The organism is Anabaenopsis arnoldii, assembly GCF_028331025.1.
Lineage (GTDB): Bacteria > Cyanobacteriota > Cyanobacteriia > Cyanobacteriales > Nostocaceae > Anabaenopsis > Anabaenopsis arnoldii.
Genome location: NZ_JAQMUH010000176.1, coordinates 1 through 20,059, shown reverse-complemented (window position 1 = coordinate 20,059; position 20,059 = coordinate 1). Strand labels below are relative to the sequence as shown.

The following is a 20,059-nucleotide window of genomic DNA, read 5'->3' as shown; positions in this document are numbered from 1 at the left end:
CCACAACCCGAACCACAACCCGAACCTCAACCCGAACCTCAACCTGAGCCACAACCCGAACCACAACCCGAACCTCAACCCGAACCTCAAGATCCCGGTGAAACCATCGATTCTGCGTTAGATTTAGGCAATCTTAACGCAGATGGTATCTTGCAAACTAGTGACAGTGTTGGCAATGGTGACCCTCGTGACTTCTATCGCTTTCAGGTTGACACATCACTGTATGTAGTAATTCGCCTGACAGACCTGAGTAGTGACATTGATATTGTTCTCCGTAATAGCAGTGGTACTGCAATGATCCGCTCCGAAAACAGCCGGACGAGTGATGAGGTGATTTCGTCTACCCTCAATCCTGGTACTTACTACTTAGAGGTATACCCTTATAGTGGTAGTAGTAGCTATAACCTGGAACTGACAGCCAGCATTCCTCCCCAATTACCAGATAATTACAGTGCTATCAATGGTTACGGTGAAACCAGAGTTGATTTGGCTTTAGGGGAATTACTGGGTATCAATTTACCAAGCGTCCCTTCATTGGGAGGTAACAATTGGGGTCTTGATCGGATTGGAGCGCCTGAAGCATGGGCTATGGGCTACACAGGAGAAGGTAGAGTTGTAGCTGTCTTAGATACTGGTGTGGACTGGAGTCACCCATCCCTGAGAAATAACATCTGGAGTAATACAACAGAAATTTCCGGGAATGGTATTGATGATGACGGTAACGGCTATATCGATGATGTCCGGGGTTGGGACTTTGCTTATAACGACAACAACCCCAATGATGTAGATGGTCACGGCACTCATGTAGCTGGTATCGTTGCTAGTGTAGCCCCGGATGTCTTAATTATGCCTGTGAAGGTACTTGGTGACGATGGATCGGGTTCTACTACAAATATTGCGGCTGGCATTCGCTATGCCGCAGATAACGGTGCTAATGTGATTAATATGTCCCTCGGTGGTGGTGGGGTGAGTACAGAAATCAATAATGCCATTGATTATGCCACTGCTAGAGGTACATTAGTTGTTATGGCTGCTGGCAATGCAGGCGGGGCTAGCCCGGAGCAGCCCGGGGCTTACGCAGCAGAACATGGATTAGTAGTAGGTGCAATAGATAGCAACGGTAACATCGCCAGTTTCTCTAACCGTGCTGGCAGTGCGCCCCAGGATTATAACGGTGATGGACTGGCATTTCCCAGCTATGTTACAGCAGCAGGGGTGAATGTTTATTCTACAATTCCTGGTGGTCGCTTCGCCAGGTACAGCGGGACTTCTATGGCAGCGCCCCATGTTGCAGGTGCTGCAGCAATTGTCATGGGCGCAGCACCTAGTCTATCTCCTAGAGGGGTAGCCGATATCATTACCGGAACTGCGGTGCCTGGAGGTAGTAATTTCGCATCCCTCCAACAAGAACCTACAAGTCTCCAGACTGCGGGGAAAGAAGAGACCTTTTACGCCTGGGTTTGACCAGAAAACGAGACCTGAGCCAATGGCTTTTAGACATGGGGATCAGTCGATAGCGACTTTAGTCGCATTAGAACGATTGACTGGCTTTAGCCACAGTGGTATAATGGTCTAAACGAGTAAGAATAACCATCTACGTGATGATTCATCCTAGTGCGGAGAAATCCCGGCAACAGACATATCCAACTTGATTTGGAATAGTTAAAGGGCAAATAATGGCAGGATGTTGAGCGTACCTAACTGGCATTGCGATGGACTCACCAAAGCAAAAAAAATAAAAGTAAGCGCAATTGCATTACCTTTTGTACTGGTAGTTGTTTTGAGCGTGTAGGGTGTTTTTGCCAGCACCATTGAAGGTCAGTTTGGTGAATCTTCAAGAATCCCCCGGCTTTAGACCTGGGGAGTGTCAAGCGTTTTCAGACATCCTCTAAGAAGGGGATCATTAATTCAACTACTAGGGGCGGGTGTACTAATATGCTGGTTAATAATCAATGATACCTGTCATATAGGTGGCGTAGCCATACCCGCTTCTACCTAGCAGAACTGGAGGTTATTTATAATTGTCAGAAAATGATATAATCAAATTATAATTGTTCTTTAATTGCCTCAAATATCCAATTAGGAATATAGTGTTCTGTTGTGTAAATGTAATTATATTTCTGCTCTATTTCTTCCCAGTTAATTGTGGTATTAGATAATATTTCCTCAGTGAAAATATCTAAAGCTCTACCAGATAAACCTCTTTCTAAGCATTTTTTCATCAATAACCAACTTTCCTCAATTTCTCCAATACATTCAAAGGGTGTATGTTCTGTTAAGCCTAGCATTGCTCGGAAAGTAGGGGTTAACTCTACATCATCAAATAAATTTCCTTGAAAAACCTGGTTAACAACATCTAGGCGAGAAAATGCCATCAAACCCAACCAGACATAAGCACATTTAGGACATTTCTTACACCAAGGCTTTTTGACGTTACAGGAATGAATTTTGGAGACAAATTCTGGGTATTTACTAAAGTTACGAAAAATGCGAAAGTCATAAATGGGTTGTAGAATACTGAAATATTTAAAGTTGCTTAATAAGTTATCCCTGATAAATTTATCTAATATGTATTCGGCTTCTACACCTTTGCCCCATTGATGATTAACGTCCCTGTTTATTTCATGCCAAAATAAGTTACCATGATTGGCGCTTTTTTCATGGGCTAAACATAGATAATTATATCCTTGATCTAACATGAGAATCAAAGATAAAAAAATAGAGATGGGTGTTTCTGGAGCAATAATACCGGAGTTTGCCGGTAAATATAATTTTAAAAAGGGAAATTCAGTAAAATCATCGTAAATAGATATTTGATGCTTTTGGGTTGGATGAACACATTCTAATACTTGGGAAATCAGTTCATGCTGAACATCTGCTTTGCCATAAGTGCTATGGGAATATTGCATAGAAGCAAAAGGAATACCTCCCACTTCTAACATTTTCATAGCTAAAATACTGTCTTTACCACCTCCGCAACCAGTGAGGACAGTTTGATCATTACCTAAAATTCGAGCAGGTTGATGTACTCCTAAGTCTTGGGAATAAATAATATCTGGTTGTTGATAATCGGTGACCTTGTTCTCATACCAATGTTGTGCAAATACACCTTGATATATCTTCACAAACAAATCTAAGGCATTAGGTTCTAGATATTCAGCAACGACAGAAATATCATAGTATTGAGGAAATAATGAGCATAACTTCATTCCCTCAAACAGAGCAATATGAGCAACTACCCGCTTTATAAAAAATTGAGAGTATGTTTCTATCAGTTTGGCAAAAGATACTTCATGATAGAAAATTTTAGTAGAGAATTGAAACTGATCTACAGTATAGGTAAGGTTTAAATGGTGTTCATGTATAGTAAAGTCAGCAATTTTAACTGTGTTAATGATGTGATCTGATTGATGAACTACCATCCCCATGTACCTGCACCACCTTTAAATGGTCCAACAATATCTGCAGTGATCCATCCTCCGTAGAAATCACCAGATTGGGGCACTACTAGCTCGTCATTCACATAACAAGCATCCATTAAAGCTGCTATAAAGCCATAGTATTCCCGGATAGGAAGAAAATTAGGAGTGGGGTCAAAGTACCTCCAAGCTGCATAGTGAATATATTGATTACCAATGCTGATATCGTAGTATTGATATGCCCCTTTCCATTCGCACAAATTCTTTTTGGGTGTTTCAATTAAATGTTCTAGCTTAATGTCTTCAGGGGGAAAGTAATAAGTGGGAGGATGACTAGTTTCTAATACTCTTTTCCCTCTGCGGGTATCTGCTAAGATAATACCACCACAAATGACTTTGAGGTGTTTATCAGTATCTTGTAAAACTGCGGGACGTGGATAGTCCCAAACTGATTCTTGTCCAGGTTTTGGGGGAGTGGGCTGTGGTCTCATTGGGATTGTTCTCCTAGGTTGGTTGAGTTTGTGGCAATTGTGCTAATGACTTCACTATTTAGCAGTGGCCATTTTTGTCAGTCCTCCATGATAGTTGATCAATTTAGATTCTGCCTTACCAATTTGAGCTAATCGGAATTGCCAGTCCGATATATCTTCATAGCCAATTTGGTGTGTATCACAACTGGGAGTCCAAAAACCACCAATTATAGATGGATCATCAAAGCGCAACAGTCCTGATGTCCGGATATTTTCTCCTTGGGGTGTTCCTGGTATGGGAGAGATGGCGTAGGAAGCAACTTGAAATTCTAGCTCTGGGTTAATCTCCCTGAGTTGTTGATGGAGTTCTAAAACAGCCTCTTCTAAGCGCAGTAAACTATCGTGGGTATCATCGGGAAAGCCAATAATCAGACCATAAACAATTACCGGAAGTCCGCATCTGACGATCGCTCGCATCATCTCACAATGTTGTTGCCAGGGTAGCAGTTTGCTGTAAGATTCTCTGCCAAATACTGGGCGTTCTGCAGGAATATAACCGAGAAAACCGCCAACTTTCCCATCCCATCCCCAAAGTGCTTCTATCAGTTCTTCATCGGGTGTCAGGTCTGTGTGATCATAGTTGCGTCCTTTTCCCAATGTGGCTTTTCTTAGTTCTAAACCATTAGGCCACAGAAGTGGCATACCCATTTCTCTGGCTCCTGTGGTAATTTCCAGAATCTCCTCTCGTCCCCCCGGAAACAAAATGCGACCCAAAAATTGATCAGAACCCATAACTGTACATTTTGCTCCTGCTTCTTTTTGTCGAGCAATCCATTTCAGGGTAGTTTGGGGTGACATTCGCCGATATCCTGTCCCATAGGTGGGGGTTTGGCAAAAGTCACATTTGCGATCGCAGCCAATATCAGGAAAGACTGAACCTATAGGTACCAGTTCTTCCACAAAGGGTTCTTCTGAGTATTCTTGTCCTAAGCATTGCCTAGCTACTTCTACCGATGGTAAAGCCCAGTCATCAGGACTCATGGCTTGGGGTCGGGGGGGATAATAACTACCATCAGCTAAAATTACACCCGTGAGTTTTTCCCGGGGGGTTTTACCCAGTACATGGTCAAAAATCGGCCAGTTAGCAGCACCAGACTTGTCCGTGACTATGGCACTTGCACCCGCTTTGAGATAGTAATGGGGTTCGGCAATAGCATCGGAACCGCCTACTACCACTGGTTTTCCTTGACTGGCAAAATGAGCGATCGCCATACAGGTGACTTGACGCTCTTGAGTATAATTAACAGTTACGCCCCAAGCATCATAAGCTGAGGGATCTATATCATAAATCCTCTGACCTACGTAGGCTTTTGTTAAGTTCATATCCTTCCAAGTCACTTCTCCAAAGGGTTCTCTGCGATCGCCATCTTTGAGGTTGACAAGTTGAGCATCAAAACCACCGGCTTGTAAGTCTGCCATTAATACCTGTTTACTCAGCAAGGTATTACGTCTATATAATGCTGTCCAATTGTTGCCATCCGGATCATATAATCCTAATGCGGGTACTTCTACTAACCCGATAGTGGGAGTTCTTAATGTCATATAAATCTCCTTAAATAGAAACAATACTAAGGTTTTGATTTAGATTTAAGAGATCGTAGCTGCCAAGAGATTCTCAAATGTATCTGATCGATTTAAATGCCTTTGCAGATTATCATGATCTCTGACATGGGCAGGAATTTCCAAAACAAATCTTAATTTAAAGCAGTTTAAAGGAGTATTTCCTACAACCTATCCGACTCATGAAAAATCTGGTATTCTCTCCTTGATGTTGAGTTATTGCAACAGCCAAGGATGTGAGGATCAAAACAGATAATACAACCAATATAAATGGATAGTTTCAACCCTTTTCCCTGCTCCCTGTTTCTTCCCATAATTCATCAATCAAAAAACACGAAAGTTCCCCAGCCTCAAGGGTGCATTACATAAGTTTGAGTTATCAATTATTGGCTGGTACGAATTTGTGCATTAGCGGCATTTTGTGCGCGGAGCATAGCTGAACTTAAAGGTTGTTGACCAAGTAAAGCACTAATAAACTGATTATCAAAATTATTAGATATAGCAGCCGGATATTGACCTAACTGCCAAGTCGTTGCATAATCTATACCAGCCACCAAAGGCGATCGCAAAGGGTCTTGATCATAACCCAACCTTGCTGCTACTGATGTGCGCGTAGGCAATGCAAACCCCGTCCCCGTCCATTGTGCCATTCCTTCCTTCCCTGTGAGAAAAGAAATCAACTCCCAAGCGGCGGCTTTATGCTGTGACTGCTTATTCATCACATAGGCCACAGTAAACACCATCGTACCCTTTTTATCATTAATAGTAGGTATTTCCGCAGTGGCAAACTCCAACTGAGGAAAAGTCGTTTCTAAATAAGGAATAGCCCAATTACCTTCAATGACCATTGCGACCCGGTTTTGACCAAACATTTCCGTACCTGAGTTAGTACCCACATCAGTAGCTTGGGCTGAAGTACCATCTTTTTGATACTGGTCTACCACCAACTGCAATCCCCGCACAGCTTCAGGACTAGCAAAAGCAGCATAACCATTCTCATCAACAACCCTTCCCCCAAAAGCAGCAATTTTGTAAGCTTGATAACTCAACTGTGGGGTAACACCAAAACCGTATCTGTTCAACTTACCCGTCAACTGCTCGGAGTAGGTGCGTAATTCATCCCAAGTAGTGGGGGGACTGCTCAAACCTGCGGCTGCAAAGGCTTTTTTATTATAAAAAAGTGCCAGGGTAGAATAATCCTTGGGAAGACCATAAATATCATCTTTATACTTAAAATTATCCAGCAAGCTCTCTTCAAAGTCCTCTAGGTCAAATTCGGGGGTAATGTAAGAATTTAACGGTTCTAGGACATTTTGGCTCATAAGGAAAGGAGCTTCTAGGGATTCCAGATAGAAGACATCCGGCGCTGCTTCCCCAATTAGGCGAGTAGTGATGACATCCATGTATTGGTCAGAAATCACTTCATATCTCACCTTAATGTCTGGATGTTGTCGCTCAAATTCTTTTAGTAACTGTTTTAATAATTGTTGCTCCAGGGGATTACCCGCCCAACCGCTCAGTTTGATAGTGACAGCGGTAGTTGGTGGCTTTAGTAGTGGTAAATTTGGGTAAGTAATCACAACCAAAGCGATCGCCAGCACTAGCGCCAAAAATTTCACCCAGCTTTTTCTACTCACAAACAAATACCAGCTCTTTCATCTAACTTATCTCTTCTAGCTGAGTTAATCTATCTTTAAGGAATCTGTATTTTTGTGAAAAAATAGAATATAAAGTAACAAATAATTATTCAGAAAAGTTAACTAGGGGATGTAATTTCCTCAATACATGAACTCATGCTAGGGTGTCCTACGGGTAAAAGTAAGCTATGACTTCTGCTAATTTTGAAACAGTTGCATCAGTAACTCTAGAAATCCCCCAGATTAGCTCACCGCCAACAGTAGTTTCTCCGTGTCCTCGAATTGGTAAAAATCAGATTCGCACTAGTTTAAAAGCCTCAACCCTGGATGGAGTGTTTGCAGCGATTTTTTCCCTCAGTACCGGGGGCATTTTACTGAGTAATTTTCTGGTAGAATTGGATGCCAGTCCAGTAGTGTTTGGGATGTTATCCTCAATCCCCATGCTGGTGAATCTCATACAACCCTTGGGCGCTTACTTATCGGAACGTACTACTAGCCGCTTTCAATATTCCCTACGCACCCATGGAATTGGGCGGATAATGTGGCTGATTTTATTCATAGGTATTGCGTGTTTCCACTTTGGAGGTTTAAACTCCCATCAGCTGGTAGTTTTGACCTTATCAATTGTCCTGATCAGCCATCTTTTTGGGGGACTAGGAAGCGCATCGTGGCTGAGTTGGTTAGGGATGATAGTACCGCGACAACTACGAGGTAGGTATTTTAGTATACGCAACAGCGCTGCCAGTTTGACCAATTTGCTTTGTTTACCTTTGGCCGGTTTAGCTGTATCACATTGGCGAGGGGGGACTTTACAAGGTTATGGAATAGTGCTGCTCATTGGTATTGTATTTGGGATGATTAGTTTGGGATGCCAGTACTTTAAAGTTGATGTCAATCCCAAATTACAAAATACCATCTGTAATTACCGTCAAGAAAAATTAATTAATTCAACTGTAATCACTCCCGCAGCAAACCAGCCGAACATCTGGCAAAACTCTCGCTTTTTCATATTTGTGCTTTATTTCAGCTTTTGGATGTTTGCAGTTAATCTCAGCGCTCCTTTTTTTAGCCTCTATATGCTAGACACGCTGAATTTAGATATCAGTTTAGTATCACTCTACACCAGTTTACAGGCAGGAGCGAACTTATTGATGCTGATTATATGGGGGAAATTGGCAGACAAAATTGGGAGTCGGCGGATTTTGATATTTGTGGGAATTTCGGTGGCGGTAACACCAATTTTGTGGGTAGGAATTAATACTAACTACGTTGACTTTTGGCTATGGCTGCCACTGTTACATATTTTAACCGGAGGTACTTGGGCAGGGGTTGACTTATGTAATAACAATATACAGCTAGAGATTGCACCAGTTAAAAACCAGTCTATCTATTTTGCGATCGCGGCTGCTATGGCAGGAGCCGGGGGGGCTTTAGGTACAACCATTGGCAGCTTGATCGTACAATTTACTAATTGTGGCGGCTTACTGGGATTATTTACCCTTTCTGGTGTGTTGCGCTTAATAGCACTTGTACCACTGATATTTTTGGAAGATGGAGGGAAATAGGGATTGGAGATGGATCTGGTGCATCCCCAATTCCCAATGTTCTCTTATTTAGCAGCTTAGGACTAGCTCAAGGTCATGGTTTCCCATCGCATCATCGAGTGTGTAGTAGTTGGTATGGGTTGGTGCAAAGCAATTAACTGGGCTAGGGTGTTCTTTAATTGCGTACGGGGTACGATATCATCAACAAAACCATGCTTTAACAAATCTTCTGCGGTTTGAAAATCTTCTGGTAGTTTTTCCCGCAGGGTTTGCTCAATCACTCGCCGACCTGCAAAACCAATGGTTGCTTTCGGTTCTGCAATAATAATATCTCCCAACATGGCAAAACTAGCAGTAACCCCTCCCGTGGTAGGATTCGCCAAGACGGGAATATACAGTAATTTACATTGACGGTGACGTTCCAAAGCGCCGGAGATTTTAGCCATTTGCATTAAGGAAAGCATTCCTTCTTGCATTCTGGCTCCGCCGGAGGTACAGACAATGACTACAGGGTAACGTCGCTGGGTGGCTTGCTCAATCAAGCGGGTCAGTTTTTCTCCCACCACTGAACCCATACTACCGCCCATAAAGCGGAAGTCCATCACGCCCAGGGCTATGGGTAAACCGTTGATTTGACCTAAACCGGTTTTAACTGCGTCTACTAAACCTAGTTTATCTTCCATTTCCCGCAGGCGATCACTATAGGGTTTGCGATCGCGAAATTGCAGGGGGTCTGTGGGGCGCAGATGCTCATTAATTGCTTCCCAGGTGTTGTTATCTATCAACTGGCGGATACGCTCATCGCTATCCACCCGATTATGATGTCCACATTCAACGCAGACCATCTGGTTAGCCTTCAGGTCTTTTGTATAGGTCAATACGCCACATTTGGGACACTTGTGCCACAGCCCATCAGCAATTTCCCGTTCTTGGGGTTCTAAATGGGTAGATCCTGATTTCCGTCGATTTGCAAACCAATCTAACAGAGACTTTAAACCACGTGATTCTTCGTTGTTTGCCATTTTTATCTTTTTTTTAAGTGGGTATGAGGTTGAAAACATATCAAGCCACTATGGGATATCTAGATCAAGAAGTTTCAAGTCTAGAGCGACACAATGGTGGCTCTTGTGACCTACGCTTTCAAAGTCTCCAGATTTGCTCTTGTACAAACGCAAATAACACCCCATTTTAGCTTTTGACTTTTGACTACATCTCAAATTACGCTTATAAGCAGTTCAGGCCTGATCAAAACATCTTTGGTTGTCAGCTTAACGAAAATGCTGATGCTAACACAAGCCTTATGCTCACGGGAATTTTGTAAATTGATTGCCGTAGTCACAGTCATATAAAAATCAACCCCTCAATTAGATGCCGTTTCCTCAACCCAATACTGAACCACTCGCCTTAAATAAATCATTTCCATTGCTAAGTTAACGGTGAGCATCCATAGGGTCTGGTCATCTGCTCAGTACTGAGTCTTATCCGCAGGGGAGAGACTATGGCCTAACTACTTAGACTAGAAATGCTATATAGACAAACTTATCCTAGCTAATGGTTCTGCTTGATCATAGAGAGTGATACAATTCACAATCTGATCTTAACAAAAGGTAAAAGCTGCATGGGGTAATCACCGTTACAAACAGGAGACAGAAGGGGACTGTTGACAATCCCCCTTTAGTGAAGCGGATTCGGGGGATTCTTGGTTCATACAGCCACCTCTGTCTAAACTTGTTTCCAAGTTTAGACAAGTCGGCTTTGCGCAGCTTCAGACGCACCCAGCGCCGAGACAATGATACTGGTGGCGAAGAGCATCAAAACGTCTATATATTCCTTGTCACTTTGCACACAGTACAGAAATGTTAAGACATTTTGATCGGTTATATTGGCGGGTAAAGAGTTAATCAATGAGCAATGACTAATACATATGTGATTCAATTTGACTTAATGGGACAAAACATTCTTGCGGTAAAAGTACTGGCTGCTGAGTAAAAATTACTTTACCCCGATGAGTAACGTAATTAATTGCTACTCCTGAAGGTTGTCCAGCTATTTCAGGATGTACCTCACAGTGCGTGTAGTAAATCTGCCCTGCTGCTCTGATTAAGGCTGGATCAATCAAAGGAGACTTGTTTTTGGGGGCAGTATATTTTTCTTTTTCTTGTCGTAATGCGTGCACTATCGACTATTTTATATTTACTAAATTTGTCTTTAGTCTATCTAATGGCTTGGGCAAAGGTTGCCAAAATGCCAAACTTCAACAGAAAATTATGATTTTTCCATGGCTCTCATTAATGATTCTCCCATAGCGCGGCAACCTAAAAGATTCATATTAGGAGACATAATATCACCTGTGCGATCGCCTTGGGCTAAAACTTGCAATACGGCTGCTTCTATTTTGTCTGCGGCTTGGGGCTGGTTTAAACCGTAGCGTAACATCATGGCGGCACTCAAAACCTGAGCCAGAGGGTTGGCTTTATCCTCCCCGGCGATATCGGGAGCCGAACCGTGGACTGGTTCAAATACACCAGGTCCAGAAGCGCCTAAACTCGCAGATGGTAACATCCCAATACTACCGGTAAGCATGGCAGCAGCATCCGAGAGGATATCGCCAAATAAATTCCCGGTCACAATAGTATCGAACTGCTTAGGAGCGCGTACCAGTTGCATGGCGGCGTTATCGACGTAGAGGTGAGACAATTCCACATCAGGATATTCTGTAGCCAATTTAGTCATGCGATCGCGCCACAACTGTGATACTTCTAATACATTGGCTTTATCTACCGAACAGAGTTTCCCCCCTCGTTTTCGCGCTGTTTCAAAGGCTACTCGCCCAATGCGGTCAATTTCCGACTCAGTGTAGACCATGGTATTCACACCGCGTTTCTCACCGCTATCAGTAGTAAAAATCCCCTTGGGTTTACCAAAGTAAATACCACCGGTGAGCTCTCGCACCACCATAATATCTACACCTTCCACAACTTCCCGTTTTAAAGTAGAAGCGTCAACTAACTGGGGTAAAATTTGGGCAGGGCGGAGATTGGCAAATAATCCTAGTCCGGCACGCAACCCTAACAAACCTGCTTCTGGGCGTAAATTCGATGGTAGGGAATCCCACTTGTAACCACCAATCGCCGCCAGTAATACCGCATCACTGTTACGGCAAATATCTAGGGTAGTAGATGGGAGGGGTTCACCGGTAGCATCAATTGCCGCACCACCGATGAGGGCTTCGCAGAATTCAAATTGCAGATCAAATTGCTTACCGACCACTTTCAGCACGTCTACCGCTACGGCCATAATTTCAGGACCAATGCCATCGCCGGGGAGTAGAGTAATGCGGTAGTTCTGGGACATAGTTAATTTTTCAAAGGGTAAATGCTTGCCGATTCCATATCATACTAAATTAGGTTCTCCACGGGAACTCAAAACACACCAACATCACCCATATCCCACAAAACACCAGTTTTTGACTACCACTTCCACATCACAGGATTGTCATCTAGATGGTCAGTTACAATGCGCCCGATGACATCGACTTGTGCTAGTTCTTCCCCAGAAAGTTGAATTTGTGCAGCGCTGGCGTTGTCTTGCGCTTGTTCAGGATAACGCGCCCCGGCGATCGCACTGGTTTGAGGTTGGGCAATTAACCAAGCTAATGCTAACTGCGCCAGGGTACAATCATGAAGCGCCGCTATGGGGCGCAGTTTTTCTAAGGCTTGTTGGGCTCGTTGAAAGTTTTCACCTTGAAATAAGCGATTTTTAGCACGGTTATCTGCTGGGTCAAACTGATGACCGGGGGCAAATTTTCCCGTTAACAGTCCTTGGGCCAAGGGTGAATAAGCCAAGATAGAAATATTATTTTCTATACAATAAGCCATGGCATCCTTTTCTACCTGCCGCCAAAATAAAGAATAAGGCGGTTGTAAACTATCAATACGTCCATACTCTGAGGCTGCTGCTAATTGGTCGCGGTTAAAATTAGACACACCTATTGACCGGATTTTACCCTGTTGTTTGAGTTGGTTGAGAGCCAGCATGGTCTCCTCAATGGGGACTATCTCACTATTGAAAGAACCGGAAGGCCAGTGTATTTGATACAGGTCAATGTAATCAGTCTGGAGATTTTTTAATGAGCGATCGCAAGCTTCAATCACTAAATCATACTTGAGATGGTTGGCGAAAACTTTCGAGGCATACTCAACCCTGTGGCGGACATCAGATAAAGCTGCGGCTACAATTTGCTCAGAATGTCCTTGACCATAGACCTCAGCAGTATCAACTGTAGTGATACCAGCTTCAAAGGCGGCTCGGATGGTTTTAATGGAATCAACATCCTCAATTCCCGTCCACATGGCTTTACCAGCTTGCCAAGCCCCCATGAGGATGGGTGTAATGTAGATCTCGGATGTTCCTAGTCTGCGCTTTTCCATAATGCTTAATTGATCAATATTTCCCAATAGTTGATAATCTAAAGGTTTTTGGGGTCAATTGAATCAGAATAACGGTAGATTATTTAATTGGCAGTGACCAGAAAATTTTGCATCTGTGGAAATCCTGCAAATGCAGGTAATGTCAGCAATTCGCCCCCCTGTAGCTATGAAAACAACTGGAATATCTGCCTAAATCGTAGTTATTGCTACATACATTTACAAAAACCGTAGATAACATAGGAAAAATCTCAACCTCATAATCAGGTAAAAAAAATATTGGTTTTTCCTTATTTCCCACAGGAAGCCATGGATGACAACCCATTAGTAATAGTAGTTAAACAAGTTTGCTCTTCTAAGTAAATAAAATCGCGAATACTACCGGGATAAGTAACTATCCCACAAGACTGAGGCAGGTATTGACAAAAGCCTGCGAATATGCAAACAAGCAAAACTTAAAGGAGTTTGCCATGCAAGGTAAAATGTGCTGGTTATCTAAGTCTGGCAGGGATGGAGAGAAAATATTACATCTGCAAGCCTCACCCAATCAACCTTGGCGACCCTACACAGCTTTTCCCCAAGCAGTCCCAGATTATCAGATTCCTGGTGGTTCTAAAGGTTGGGCCACTTATCAAAAACTTCTCAAAGCCGGCTGGACTTTAGTACATAGCGCCAGAGCCAATGAGTTTGTCAGTCGGGATCTAGAATTAATATCGCCAGGACAAGGAAATTAGAAAGCACTGGGAAAGCCTTGACCACGAGGGTCCGCCGCTGCTTCTAAAACTCCCTCTGGGGTGATAGTAATTGCATTAGCATTACCCCAGGAGTTACTTTCCCTAATCTTGTGTCCGCGCCGGCGTAACTCTTGCAGGGTGACAGCACCCAAACCCCAACGTTCCACACGTAACTCATCGGGTAACCACTGGTGATGTATGCGTGGAACGGAAACAGCAGCACCTACATCCATCTGGTATTCCAACACATTCAGGATAATTTGCAGTACCTGAGTAATGATGGTGCTACCACCCGGAGTACCTACGGCCATCCTCAGACGGCCATTCTCGGTGACTATGGTGGGGGTCATGCTAGATAAGGGGGTTTTACCGGGTGCGATCGCATTAGCTCGGTTACCCACCAAACCAAAAGCATTAGGTATTCCCGGTGCGGAAGCAAAATCATCCATTTCGTTGTTGAGTACGATCCCTGTTCCCGGTGTCAACACACCAGCACCAAAACCTAGATTAATAGTGAAGGTGAGACTAACAGCGTTATGTTGCTGATCCACAACTGTTAGATGGCTGGTTTCGATCCATTCATTTCTAGCTAACAGGGGGGGAGGAACAAGACCTAAATTAACTGGTTTCACCTCACTTGCAGGTTTTGCCCATTCCAGATCAATTTCTTGACGGCGTTTGCGGGCGTACTCTGGGCTAATCAGTTGTTCTACAGGGACTTTGATAAAATCTGGATCGCCTAAATGTTGCGACCGGTCAGCATAAGCGATTTTCATGGCTTCAACCATCAAATGCAATGCATCCGGGTGATGCCATCCTAAAGATTGTAAATCAGTCTCACCAATAATATTTAACATCTGTAATAAATGTACACCTCCTGATGAAGGTGGTGGCATGGAACAGATTTGAGCTTGACGGAAATTCCCACAAACGGGAGTCCGCCAAATTGGTTTGTAGGCTTTCAGGTCTTCTAGAGTAATTAAACCGCCATTTTCTGCCATGTCAGAGGCGATCGCCCGGGCAATATTTCCGGTGTAAAAACTGTGGGGATTACGGGCAATCTCTGTTAAAGTTTTTGCCAAATCTCGCTGTACTAGCCTTTCCCCCGGTTGATAGAAATCACCATCACGAGTGAAAATTGCCCGCGCTGCTGGATGATCAAAAATCCGGTGTCTGGGTCTGTCATTAACTAGCAGATAACCAGGGGATAGGCTACGTCTGATGATAAAGCCATCTTGGGCCAGGGCGATGGCGGGTTTGACTACCTGCGCCCACGGTAATTTACCATAACGACTATGCACCTCATACATCCCTGCTACAGTTCCAGGTGTGGCTACGGCTAAGTACCCAGCCACACTTGCAGAGGGACGTACTTTACCTTCTGCATCTAAGTACATATCTTGTGTGGCTTTCAGGGGGGCGCGTTCCCGAAAATCTAAGGCTTTGATTTGACCAGTTTCTCCGGAGTGCATTAATAAAAAGCCGCCGCCACCAATTCCTGCTGAATAAGGTTCAACTACAGAAATTGCCAAGGTTGTGGCTACCGCTGCATCAATGGCGTTACCACCTTGGCGTAACATGGTAATTCCCGCGTCACTGGCTAAGGGATGGCTGGAAACTACCATTCCTTGTTTACTCCGTAGGGTTGATGCTATGGTGGCGATCGCGGCTTGGCTGTGGATGATGAGGGTACAGGAGAACAGGGCGATAGCCATAGGTTTGTATGCAGTAAAAATACCCATGGGATGAATTATTAATCAGTTAATTAACTATAGATAAACACAGATACAGCGCATTTTACCTGAGTGGGTACGGCAGGGCAGGATGCCTACCCCACAAGATTTATGATACTAAGGTGTGTACTTTATTACTTGAAAAGTGCTGTATCATTCCCAGCGGAGGATCTGCCTAAACCTTTGGCTGTGCTCTGTGGAGTACCACCTAGTACTACATCAAAATTTCCTGGTTGTGGCTCGTTCATAGTAGGTTACCACTGGTAGTTAATTTAGTCTTGGAGACATTATATAATGAGTGTTACGCGATACTTTTTAGGTTGAAAGGATAATTAACCGAAGTTCAATTAAACTTCAATAATTCGACTTTCTTCTACTGGCGATAATTATAGGGCGGATACTAAAACCTGTTCAGTGCTTACTTTCAGGTATCTTTGCAGCTACAGTGAGTTTAAACGCCTAATAGTTCGTTGATAAGCATCGGTGTTACCTTGAGTGAGGAATAATTGCGCTGCTCTTTGGAAGTCTTCCCTGGCTTTCTTGATGTCTCTTAGCTCAAGGTAAACATCACCGCGATTGTTGTAAGCATCAGCATCGTTAGGATTAATTGTAATAGCTTTGTTGTAATCAGCCAGTGCTAATTCCCATCCCCCCTGGTTATAGTAAACAAGACCGCGAGCGCCGTAAGCATCAGCATAGTTAGGATTAATTGCAATAGCTTGGTTATAATCAGCCAGAGCTAATTCCCATCCCCCCTGGTTATAGTAAACATTACCGCGATTGTGGTAAGCTATAGCTAAATTAGTAGGATTAATCGCAATGGCTTGGTTATAATCAGCCAGAGCTAATTCCCATTCCCCCTGGTCATTGTAAACATTACCGCGATTGTTGTAAGCATCAGCATAGTTAGGATTAATTGCAATGGCTTGGTTATAATCAGCCAGTGCTAATTTCCATCTTTTCTGGTTATAGTAAAGCAAACCCCGATTGTAGTAAGCTAGAGCATAGTTAGGATTAAGTTTAATAGCTTTGTTATAATCAGCCAGTGCTAATTTCCATCTTCCCTGGTTATCGTAAAGCCAACCCCGATTGATATAAGCATCAGCATAGTTAGGATTAATTGCAATGGCTTGGTTATAATCAGCCAGTGCTAATTCCCATCCCCCCTGGTTATAGAAAACATTACCGCGACCCATATAAGCATCAGCATAGTTAGGATTAATTGCAATAGCTTGGTTATAATCAGCCAGTGCTAATTCCCATTCCCCCTGGTCATAGAAAACATTACCGCGATTGATATAAGCATCAGTATCATTAGGATCAAGAGCAACTGAATCAACTTGATTTGAATTTCCCGTGCGGGTATCTTGCGACTGCGATGATGTTACTGTTTTTTCTGGTTGATAAGCAGTTACAGACTCAATTAACTTGCCATACTTAGAGGATAGAAGATTATAAGCCGCATTCTTCACATCGACTGATTCATCTGTAGTTAAAGCTTGGAGAAGTAAGTTAACCCCCTCATCTCCATAGTTCAGGGCTTGGGATATTGCATTTATCCTAACCTTGGGGTCAGGATTGTTATATTTCTGCTGTATCCCCTGGATTCCCCCTAAGACAGCAGCAAATTCTGGAGCGTTACCAGTACCACCTAGTACTACATCAAATTCCCCTGGTTGTGGCTCGTTCATAACAGGTTACCACTGGTAGTTAATTTAGTCTTACGGACATTATATAATGGGGTGTTACCCGATACTTGTCAGGTGGAAAGGTAATTAACCGAAGTTCAATTAAACTTCAATAATTCGACTTTTTTTCTACCGGCGATAATATCTATAGGGCGGCTCCTAAAACCTGTTCGTCGCTTACTTCCAGGTATCTTTGTGTAGCATCAAGCAGCAGCGTTTCGCGATCGCCATAGGTTTGTATGCAGTAAAAATACCCATGGGATGAGTTATTAATCAGTTATATCTAGAGTTGTTTTGATTTGCGAAACTCGCCCACCACAGTTTTAATATCTTGTAATTCCCCTTCCACGAGGTTATTTAATTGTCGTATTTCTTGCTCCGTAATTTTCCCGGTCAGTTGATTGATAGCTGCTCTTAATTGGGGATATTTCTGTAAGGTTTCTTTACGGACAATGGGCACTGCTTCATAATGTGGAAAATACTGTTTATCATCTTTAAGGACTACTAAACCTAGTCGGGATATTTGCCCATCTGTAGAATTACCCGCCACCATATCCACTTGTTTTTGAGTCAAGGCTCGATAGATTAAACCTAAGTCCATAATTTGGGGAGGTCTAGCAAACTCCATACCATAGGTTTTAGCGAATCCGGGGAAACCGTCTTCCCGTTCTAAAAATTCGTAACCGAACCCACCGCGCCATTTAGGTGTATATTTAACTGCATCTGAGATGGTTTGAAGATTGTACCGTTGAGCATCTTCACCACGCACAATTATGGCATAATTATTTTCAAAACCTAAACTGGGCATTACTTCTAAGTTAAACTTTTCTGCATAGGCCCGTGTTAACTTTTCGCTAACTAGCTTGGGGTCATGTACTACTTTCTCTTTTAAAATGGCATTAAACGCTGTATTAAACTAAGCCGGTCAGTCACCCAACCGACTCGTCTACAAAACCGTACGTGAAACTTTCGCTTCATACGGCTCCTCAATGATATGGTTCTTGTCATGAATACCTACAAGACTTCCATCACTGGCTGTCTTCTTGTCGTGGCAATGTCTGTGTAATAGTTGTAGGTTTTTATATTCATCTTTTCCACCTTTGGAGAGGGGTAAGATGTGGTCTACTTCCATTACATCACCGTCCCTAAAGTAATGCCCACATTCTGGACATTTACCCTTTTGCTTTTTAAGTAAGGTCGCTACTCTTTTATTAGCTTCGGGATGGTTTGTTATTCTTGAACTCCAATATACCCAATCCCCGTCAAATGGTGAGGCATTGCCTTTGACCTTAACATGACGTACAATAGGAGTCTCTGGGTGTCTATACAGTTTGATGAATTTATCGTCCATCTTTACTGCAAATTCCCAGTTATTACCCCCAATTGTGTGCCAGTATTTATTGGCTATCCATTTCTCGGTTTTATTGGGGTGTCGGCGCTTTGCCCATCTGTAAAGCCGTTGGTAAACCTGACTAAAAATTTTACTAAAGACTTCTTTGCTGACTACGGATGAATAGTAGTTACACCATCCCCTAATAATAGAGTTAAGATTACTTATCAATCCCAATTGTGGTGTTGCTAAGTTTCCTTTAATAGTGCTAGAAATCTTTTCGTAATGATTCTTAACAGATTTCTTTGATGGGGTGATGATGGTTTTAAATCCTAGTATTTCCTTGTAGGTGTTCAATCCTGAGTTGTATTTGCCAACTGAGTATTGCCTCACATTGAAACCAAGAAAATCAAATCCTGGTTCCTCTGTTTGGTGTTCATACAGAGTATGAGCCAATCTGGTCTTACTAGGTTTTAATTCCAATCCCATTTCATTCAGCCATGTGACTAAGATTTCCCTGCATTGTTCAATAACTGCCAAATTTTCATGCAGAATGACAAAATCATCTGCATATCTAATGATTGATATTGCTCTAGCCTTATCCCTTTTAGCGCCTTTACCCGGTAATTGCGAGGCATATTCTTTAAGAATTTCTTCCATACCGTGTAAGGCTACATTTGCCAGTAGAGGGGATATTACACCACCTTGGGGTGTACCTTCTTCTGTGGGAAATAAGACTCTGCTATCAATCACACCTGCTTTTAACCACGCTTTGATTTGACGGCGTAGTTTGGGGTAGGTGTTCAGTTTCTTTAGCAATGCTTGATGGTTAATCTTGTCAAAACACTTGGCAATATCAGCATCTAATACGAACTTGGGTTTGTATCTGATGGCATTGAGTATTGCTTGTATGGCATCATGACATGAGCGCCCTGGTCTAAATCCGTATGAATTAGGTTCAAACTTGGCTTCCCATTCCGGCTCTAAAGCTAGTTTGACAAGCGCTTGTAATGCCCTATCATACATTGTGGGTATTCCTAGAGGTCTTTTCTCATCCCTACCTGGTTTGTCTATCCAAACTCTTCTGGTTGGTTTGGGTTTAGATCCTAGTTTTAACTCTTCTACCAATTCCAGTCTTTCTTTAGGTGATAAAGCTTTCACTCCATCAACTCCGGCAGTTTTCTTTCCTTGGTTATCTTGAGTTACCCTACGTGTTGCCAATATTTTGGCTGACCAGGATTTCATCAGCACCTTTTGGAGTCCGCGAACAACCTTGACATCACCACGGGCTGAGGCTTGATAAATTCGTTTTTGGATTTTGTAAACACGACGCTCTAACTGTTTCCAGTTAATCGTGTTCCATTCTACCGTAGTCTTTACACTCGTTTTAGACATAATTCCTACTTGAGACTTTATCATCCATATCACCGTGAATCTGTCAGCATATCTTAGGCATT

At 42.9% G+C, this 20,059-nt stretch carries 14 protein-coding genes and 1 pseudogene; 3 read left to right on the top strand and 12 right to left on the bottom strand.

Annotation, left to right across the window (positions count from 1 at the left end; genetic code table 11):
* On the top strand, positions 1 to 1,464 hold a 1,464-nt coding region (locus tag PN457_RS15440; protein WP_271734276.1), incomplete at its 5' end, for a S8 family serine peptidase.
* Positions 1,465 to 2,045: 581 nt separating this feature from the next.
* Here PN457_RS15440 and PN457_RS15435 read toward each other — a convergent pair.
* From PN457_RS15435 to PN457_RS15420, 4 genes are all read right to left on the bottom strand, one after another.
* Positions 2,046 to 3,422, bottom strand: coding sequence for a MurL-like N-terminal domain-containing (locus tag PN457_RS15435; protein WP_271734275.1), 1,377 nt, complete (start codon positions 3,420 to 3,422; stop codon positions 2,046 to 2,048).
* The gene (locus PN457_RS15430) at positions 3,416 to 3,910 is read right to left on the bottom strand and encodes a DUF427 domain-containing protein (protein ID WP_271734274.1); all 495 of its coding nucleotides are present in this window, start codon (positions 3,908 to 3,910) and stop codon (positions 3,416 to 3,418) included. The genes PN457_RS15435 and PN457_RS15430 overlap by 7 nt, the downstream gene beginning before the upstream one ends.
* 54 nt (positions 3,911 to 3,964) lie before the next feature.
* Complete coding sequence (locus tag PN457_RS15425) at positions 3,965 to 5,491, bottom strand: radical SAM protein (RefSeq protein ID WP_271734273.1); 1,527 nt, start codon at positions 5,489 to 5,491, stop codon at positions 3,965 to 3,967.
* A 401-nt stretch (positions 5,492 to 5,892) separates the two neighbouring features.
* The gene (locus PN457_RS15420) at positions 5,893 to 7,146 is read right to left on the bottom strand and encodes an ABC transporter substrate-binding protein (protein WP_271734272.1); all 1,254 of its coding nucleotides are present in this window, start codon (positions 7,144 to 7,146) and stop codon (positions 5,893 to 5,895) included.
* Between the two features lie 188 nt (positions 7,147 to 7,334).
* Between PN457_RS15420 and PN457_RS15415 the strand changes: the two genes are divergently transcribed.
* Positions 7,335 to 8,711 (top strand): MFS transporter, encoded by a 1,377-nt coding sequence (locus tag PN457_RS15415; protein ID WP_271734271.1) that lies wholly within the window; start codon positions 7,335 to 7,337, stop codon positions 8,709 to 8,711.
* A 62-nt stretch (positions 8,712 to 8,773) separates the two neighbouring features.
* Here the strand turns inward: PN457_RS15415 and accD are convergent, their stop codons facing one another.
* From accD to PN457_RS15395, 4 genes are all read right to left on the bottom strand, one after another.
* Positions 8,774 to 9,712 (bottom strand): acetyl-CoA carboxylase, carboxyltransferase subunit beta, encoded by a 939-nt coding sequence (accD, locus tag PN457_RS15410; protein WP_271734270.1) that lies wholly within the window; start codon positions 9,710 to 9,712, stop codon positions 8,774 to 8,776.
* Positions 9,713 to 10,605: 893 nt separating this feature from the next.
* Positions 10,606 to 10,866, bottom strand: a complete 261-nt coding sequence (locus PN457_RS15405; protein ID WP_271734269.1) for a hypothetical protein — start codon at positions 10,864 to 10,866, stop codon at positions 10,606 to 10,608.
* 89 nt (positions 10,867 to 10,955) lie between these two features.
* On the bottom strand, positions 10,956 to 12,044 hold the full coding sequence (gene leuB / locus PN457_RS15400; protein ID WP_271734268.1) for a 3-isopropylmalate dehydrogenase: 1,089 nt from the start codon (positions 12,042 to 12,044) through the stop codon (positions 10,956 to 10,958).
* A 116-nt stretch (positions 12,045 to 12,160) separates the two neighbouring features.
* Positions 12,161 to 13,120, bottom strand: a complete 960-nt coding sequence (locus tag PN457_RS15395) for an aldo/keto reductase (RefSeq protein ID WP_271734267.1) — start codon at positions 13,118 to 13,120, stop codon at positions 12,161 to 12,163.
* A gap of 467 nt (positions 13,121 to 13,587) precedes the next feature.
* Here PN457_RS15395 and PN457_RS15390 point away from each other — a divergent pair, with 467 nt between their 5' ends.
* The gene (locus PN457_RS15390) at positions 13,588 to 13,851 is read left to right on the top strand and encodes a hypothetical protein (protein WP_271734266.1); all 264 of its coding nucleotides are present in this window, start codon (positions 13,588 to 13,590) and stop codon (positions 13,849 to 13,851) included.
* On the opposite strand, the gene ggt is transcribed toward PN457_RS15390, so the two are convergent.
* From ggt to ltrA, 4 genes and pseudogenes are all read right to left on the bottom strand, one after another.
* A complete protein-coding gene (ggt, locus tag PN457_RS15385; RefSeq protein WP_280805622.1) occupies positions 13,848 to 15,593 on the bottom strand; it encodes a gamma-glutamyltransferase in 1,746 nt (581 codons plus the stop codon). The genes PN457_RS15390 and ggt overlap by 4 nt on opposite strands.
* Before the next feature lie 431 nt (positions 15,594 to 16,024).
* Positions 16,025 to 17,275, bottom strand: coding sequence for a tetratricopeptide repeat protein (locus PN457_RS15380; protein ID WP_271734264.1), 1,251 nt, complete (start codon positions 17,273 to 17,275; stop codon positions 16,025 to 16,027).
* A gap of 280 nt (positions 17,276 to 17,555) precedes the next feature.
* Positions 17,556 to 18,182: pseudogene (locus PN457_RS15375) on the bottom strand (glycine betaine ABC transporter substrate-binding protein); the annotation flags it as partial.
* A 36-nt stretch (positions 18,183 to 18,218) separates the two neighbouring features.
* Positions 18,219 to 19,997 carry a group II intron reverse transcriptase/maturase gene (ltrA, locus tag PN457_RS15370; RefSeq protein ID WP_271734263.1) on the bottom strand — a complete coding sequence of 593 codons (1,779 nt, stop codon included), beginning with the start codon at positions 19,995 to 19,997 and terminating at the stop codon, positions 18,219 to 18,221.
* Positions 19,998 to 20,059 lie beyond the last annotated feature (62 nt).